This window comes from Oerskovia sp. NPDC056781, from assembly GCF_042789955.1.
Classification (GTDB): Bacteria; Actinomycetota; Actinomycetes; order Actinomycetales; family Cellulomonadaceae; genus Oerskovia; species Oerskovia rustica.
Window position 1 is genome coordinate 1 of record NZ_JBHUAD010000243.1, and the last position, 5,589, is coordinate 5,589.

At 73.3% G+C, this 5,589-nt stretch carries 4 protein-coding genes and 2 pseudogenes; 4 read left to right on the plus strand and 2 right to left on the minus strand.

The features are described 5' to 3' along the window. A pseudogene (locus ACFRCR_RS16185) lies at positions 1 to 99 on the plus strand (RDD family protein); the annotation flags it as partial. A 162-nt stretch (positions 100 to 261) separates the two neighbouring features. Here ACFRCR_RS16185 and ACFRCR_RS16190 read toward each other — a convergent pair. Both ACFRCR_RS16190 and ACFRCR_RS16195 read right to left on the minus strand, forming a co-directional pair. Next, positions 262 to 1,164: pseudogene (locus ACFRCR_RS16190) on the minus strand (polyprenyl synthetase family protein); the annotation flags it as partial. Positions 1,165 to 1,178: 14 nt separating this feature from the next. Further along, complete coding sequence (locus ACFRCR_RS16195) at positions 1,179 to 1,553, minus strand: hypothetical protein (RefSeq protein WP_377678938.1); 375 nt, start codon at positions 1,551 to 1,553, stop codon at positions 1,179 to 1,181. Positions 1,554 to 1,883: 330 nt separating this feature from the next. Here ACFRCR_RS16195 and ACFRCR_RS16200 point away from each other — a divergent pair, with 330 nt between their 5' ends. The 3 genes from ACFRCR_RS16200 (at position 1,884) to ACFRCR_RS16210 (ending at position 5,540) form a co-directional block, all read left to right on the plus strand. Further along, positions 1,884 to 3,065, plus strand: a complete 1,182-nt coding sequence (locus ACFRCR_RS16200; protein ID WP_377678940.1) for a DUF4192 domain-containing protein — start codon at positions 1,884 to 1,886, stop codon at positions 3,063 to 3,065. A gap of 116 nt (positions 3,066 to 3,181) precedes the next feature. After that, positions 3,182 to 3,577, plus strand: coding sequence for a universal stress protein (locus tag ACFRCR_RS16205; RefSeq protein WP_377678942.1), 396 nt, complete (start codon positions 3,182 to 3,184; stop codon positions 3,575 to 3,577). A gap of 400 nt (positions 3,578 to 3,977) precedes the next feature. Beyond that, entirely contained in the window at positions 3,978 to 5,540 is a 1,563-nt protein-coding gene (locus ACFRCR_RS16210) for an RNA polymerase sigma factor (RefSeq protein WP_377678944.1), read from the plus strand. Positions 5,541 to 5,589 lie beyond the last annotated feature (49 nt).

Consider the following 5,589-nt stretch of genomic DNA (forward strand, 5'->3'; position numbering starts at 1 on the left):
GTGCTGCTGTGCCTGGTCGTCCCGGCCGTGGTGTGGGACGGCGACGGCCGAGGCATGCACGACAAGGCCGCGGGCACGGTCATCGTCCGCGCCGGGTGAGGCGAGCCCTGCCGCGTCGAGCGCGGTGAAGGCCTCGTCCGTGAGGTCCGCGATGAGCTGCTCGACCGCGGCCACGGCCCCCGTCTCGACCAGCAGGCCCCGCAGGTCCTCGACCGCGTCCTGGTCCAGGTCGGGGTTCCCGAGGGACTCCAGGAGGAACGCGCTCTGCGTCGGGGTCGCGGTGCGCAGGGCCCGGGAGACGAGGACCGTGCGCTTGCCCTCGCGCAGGTCGTCGCCGGCAGGCTTGCCCGTGACGGACGGGTCGCCGTAGACCCCCAGCACGTCGTCGCGGAGCTGGAACGCCTCGCCGAGCGGCAGACCGTACGACGGGACGGCAGCGAGGGCTTCCGCAGGGGCTCCGGCGAGCGCCGCACCGAGCGCGAGGGGGTGCTCGACGCTGTACCGGGCGGACTTCGAGCGGATCACGGCGCGCGCCCGGGCCTCGTCGGCGTCGAGGTCCGTGCCCCACGGCACGGCCTGGGCCAGGACGTCGAGGTACTGGCCGACGGTCACCTCGGTCTGCATGTCGTCGAACAGCGTGCGCGTGCGCAGCGCGACGTCCTCGGGAAGGTCCACGAGCCCTCTGCGGATCTCGGCCTGGCTCGCGATGAGGCACAGGTCGCCGAGCAGGATCGCGCTCGACGAGCCGTACTGCACGTCGCTGCCCGACCAGCCGGCCGCGCGGTGGTGGCTCGCGAACGCGCGGTGCGCCGCCGGGCGGCCGCGGCGGGTGTCCGAGTTGTCCATGACGTCGTCGTGGAACAGGGCTGCGGCCTGGAACAGCTCGAGCGCCGCACCCGTGCGCACGGCGGCCGTCCGCCGCCCGTCGTCGACGTGTCCGCCGTGGGCACGCCAGGACCAGTAGCAGAACGCGGCACGCAGGCGCTTGCCTCCCGTGAGGAGGGCGGCGGTCGCCTCGGCCAGCGGCGCGGCGTCCTCGCTGATGGCGGCGAGACGGACCCGTTGGTCCTCGAGGAAGGCGCCGAGCGCGGCGTCCACGTCGGGGCGGAGGTTCTCACGGTCGACCGGCAGGGACGGAGCGGGCGCGGGGGCGTCGGCAGGCATGAGGGCAGCCTAGGTCACGCGGGCGGGAGGACCTGGCCGCTGATCGTGACCAGGCGGGCGTCGGTCGTGTCGAGGACCCCGACGGACAGCGTCTCGGTCGCCCCGTCGGGCGTCGCCCGGTTGAAGGCCACCTGGCCGCTGAGACCCCCGGGGACGCTCCCGGGCAGGGCTGCGAACCCCGCGGCCGTCATCGAGGTGGTGTAGAAGTCCAGGACCTCCTGGACGGTCCCGGGGGAGGAGAGGTTCAGCGTCACCTGGCGCAGCGGCACGCCCTCGACGTCCGTCGCCGAGCTCGCCAGGACGTCCGCGTCCGGCGGGACGGGGACGACGTCGACAGGGAAGCCTGCGACGAGGGACCCGGCGACCGAGGAGTCGTCGAACGTCGGCATCGACGCCTCGGGACCGGGAGTCCCGTCGACAGGAAGGCCTCCGTCGTCCGAGGAGGGAACCTCGGCCCCGGGGCCGGGTTCCGGCCGGTCGGCGGGCGGCGTGCAGCCCGCCAGCGCACCGGCCAGGAGGCAGACCGAGATGACGAGGACCGGTGCCGGACGGCGGCGACCGGACGGTTTCTCGGGGACAGTCTCGGGGATCGGTGAAGAGCGACGCACCCCCACACCGTAGTCAGTGCGCGGCACCGAGCCCGACCACAGTCCATCCGGCCGTCCACAGGACCGCCCTCCCGTCCCCGTACGCGCAGCGACGGCGCTGGGATGGGCCGCATGACAACGACCATCCGGGCCCGCGGGCCACGAGAGCTCCTCGCGTACATCCCCTTCCGCCTCGGCTACCGACCGCAGGACAGCGGCGTCCTGGTCAGCCTGCGCACCTCACGCGGGCGGGTCGGGCTCGTCGCGCGCGTGGACCTCGACGACCTGGCCGACCTCGAGCACGGACCCCAGGTGGCGCGCACCCTCGTGTCGCACCTCTCCTCGGACGGAGCCGCCCGAGCGGTCCTCGTGCTCTACGCCGACGTCGACCTGCGCGCAGGCGGGGCGCCCGCGGCTCGCGAGCGTGCCGCCGTCGAGCACTGGACCGAGGCCGCCGAGGGCTACCTCGGCGAGCCCGAGGTCTGGGTCGTCTCGGCGACCGGCTACCACGGCGCCGACTGCCAGGACGAGACGTGCTGCCCTCCCGGAGGGCGCCCGCTCGCGGACCTCGAGTCGACCGAGGTCGGCGCGCACATGGTCCTCGCCGGTGCCACCGTCGCACCGAGCAGGGCACAGGCCACGTCGATACCGGTGCTCGACGCCGTGCTCCGTCGCAAGGCGTCCCGGGCCGCGAACCGTTGGCGGGCCCGGCGGGACGCCGCGCACGCCACGCACGACCACCAGGGGCTCACGGCATGGCGGCAGGAGGGGCTCGCCGCCTGGCGCGCCGCGACCGGGATGGTCGAGCAGGCGTACCGCAGCGTCGAGGAGGGGGTCCGGCTCCCTGCCGCCGTGCCGGCCACCGTCCTCGGGCGCCTCGAGGTCGCGCTCGAGAGCGTCCCCGTGCGGGACGCTGTGCTGCTCTCGTTCGTCGCCGGCAACGACGAGCTCGCCACGCTCACCGCCACGGCCGTCGCGGACGAACAGGTCGGGACGGGGACCGCGGCGGCGCTCGCGGCCGTCGTGGACCCCGACTCGGGGCTGCCGCCCGACCCCCTTCGGGCGCGGTGCGCCCGTGAGGTCCTCGAGGCCGTCGCGGGGGCCGGACGGCGCGGGGCGCAGGCGCCCGCCCTGACGCTCCTGGCGCTCCTCGCGTGGTGGGACGGTGACGGCGTGCTCGCGACCGACAGGCTCGCGGCGGCGCTCGACGCGGACCCGTCCTACCGGCTGGCGCTCCTCCTCGAGCGGGCGCTCGACGCGGGGCTCGCGCCGGGATGGGCTCGGCAACAGGGTCGTGCGGGGCGGGCGACGTGAGGATCAGGGGCGGTTCCGGTACCGTCGCACCTGCCGGGGTGGTCCCGGATCGCGGCCCGAGCGCCACCCGCTCCACGCGCGCCAGCAGGCATGCCCAGGCATGACGGAGGAATCCCATGACAGTCGTTGTCGGTTACCTGTCCACCCCCGAAGGGCGCGAGGCGCTCGCGACCGCGGTCGACGAGGCGATCGCCCGTCGGAGCGAGCTCCTGGTGGTCGTGAGCGACAAGGGCGGGCACACGACTCCCGAGCAGGCCGGCGAGCGGAGCGAGGACATCGCCCGGATCATCGCCCCTCTCCACGCCGCGGGCCTGGAGCACCGGGTCGTCGCGGGCACGGGCGAGGTCGCCGAGGATCTCGTCGGCACGGCCGAGACGAACCAGGCCGAGCTCATCGTGATCGGCCTGCGGCGGCGCAGCCCCGTCGGCAAGCTCATCCTCGGCTCCAACGCGCAGCGCATCCTGCTCGACGCCCCCTGCCCTGTCCTCGCAGTCAAGCCAGACCGGTCCTGACGGGGGGCCGAGGAGCGGCCGACCCGACCGCGGGCCGCACCGCAGGTGCGCGGCGTGGCCAGGAGAACCGTCGAGCGCCGGCTGAGCAGCGGGAGCGGGCCGGCCGGGTGGTGTGTCCCGGTCTGTCCGGCTGTGCGTCGACGGCGTCCTGGTGAGGGCCGGGTGGTGTGAGGTGACCCCCAGGGGAGGGAATCTTCGGCGCGGACGAGGCGTTGACCAGGGGACGACATCCAGCGGAGTGGACGTGTGCAGGCCCGTCGGCGGCGACTCACCCGTGTCGGAACTTCTTCCCCGGCGACCGTTGACGGATCGGCCGGTACAATATAGGTGTCCGCTCATGATCCGAGAGTCCTCCGATCTCCCGGGCACGCCCCTCCAGTGATTGCCGAAAGGTCGGTTTGTGGCGCCCTCTTCACAGAACCCCGCTCTCCCGCACGAGTTCGAACACCCCGCCCTGCAGGAGCTCCTGCGCAAGGGGAGTGAGAACGGTCGGGTCGACGCCGAGAGCTTCCGCAACGCCTGCGAGAGCGCGACGATCGGCGACCCCAAGCGACTGAAGGCCGTGCTCCGCGCGCTGGCCGGTGCCGGTGTCGAGGTCGAGATCCCCGTCGCGACGAAGGTCGCCGCGGCCACCTCCTCGCGCTCCACGACGACCTCGCGCGCCGTGAAGCCCGCGACCAAGAAGGCGACGACCCCGCGGGCGAGCGCCGTCACGACGACGCGCACCGCGGCGGCCACCGAGACGGTCGACGCCCCCGAGGCGGCTTCCGCCGAGGATGCCGCACCGGCCGCCAAGGCTCCCGCGACCCGCAAGCGTGCCGCGACCGCCAAGACCGCTGCTCCCAAGGCCGCCGCCACGCGCAAGAAGCGCGGCGCCAAGGACGACGAGGACACCGACGAGGTAGTGGTCGAGGACCTGGTCGAGGCCGACGAGGAGACCGAGACGGCAGCTCCCGCAGCCAAGCCGGGCGAGGAGCCCGACGAGTCGCGCGGCTTCGTGTACTCCGACGCGGACGACGACGACGCCCCGGCCCAGCAGGTCGTGACCGCGGGCGCCACCGCGGACCCGGTCAAGGACTACCTCAAGCAGATCGGCAAGGTCGCGCTGCTGAACGCCGAGCAGGAGGTCGAGCTCGCCAAGCGCATCGAGGCCGGCCTGTTCGCCGAGGAGCGTCTGGGGTCGGGCGACACGTTCGAGCCCAAGCTGCGCCGTGAGCTCGAGTGGATCTCCTCCGACGGGCGCCGCGCGAAGAACCACCTGCTCGAGGCCAACCTGCGTCTGGTCGTCTCGCTCGCCAAGCGCTACACGGGCCGCGGCATGCTGTTCCTGGACCTGATCCAGGAGGGCAACCTCGGTCTGATCCGTGCGGTCGAGAAGTTCGACTACACCAAGGGCTACAAGTTCTCGACGTACGCGACGTGGTGGATCCGTCAGGCCATCACGCGTGCCATGGCCGACCAGGCCCGCACCATCCGCATCCCGGTGCACATGGTCGAGGTCATCAACAAGCTGGCCCGCGTGCAGCGCCAGATGCTCCAGGACCTGGGCCGCGAGCCCACCCCGGAGGAGCTCGCCAAGGAGCTCGACATGACCCCGGAGAAGGTCGTCGAGGTCCAGAAGTACGGCCGCGAGCCCATCTCTCTGCACACGCCGCTCGGCGAGGACGGCGACAGCGAGTTCGGTGACCTCATCGAGGACTCCGAGGCCGTCGTCCCCGCGGACGCCGTGAGCTTCACGCTGCTCCAGGAGCAGCTGCACCAGGTCCTCGACACGCTCTCCGAGCGTGAGGCCGGCGTGGTCTCGATGCGCTTCGGCCTGAGCGACGGGCAGCCCAAGACGCTCGACGAGATCGGCAAGGTCTACGGCGTGACGCGTGAGCGCATCCGTCAGATCGAGTCCAAGACGATGTCGAAGCTGCGTCACCCCAGCCGCTCGCAGGTCCTGCGCGACTACCTGGACTGACCGGTCCGCTCGGCCACGGCCAGAGGCCCGCACCCCGACGGGGTGCGGG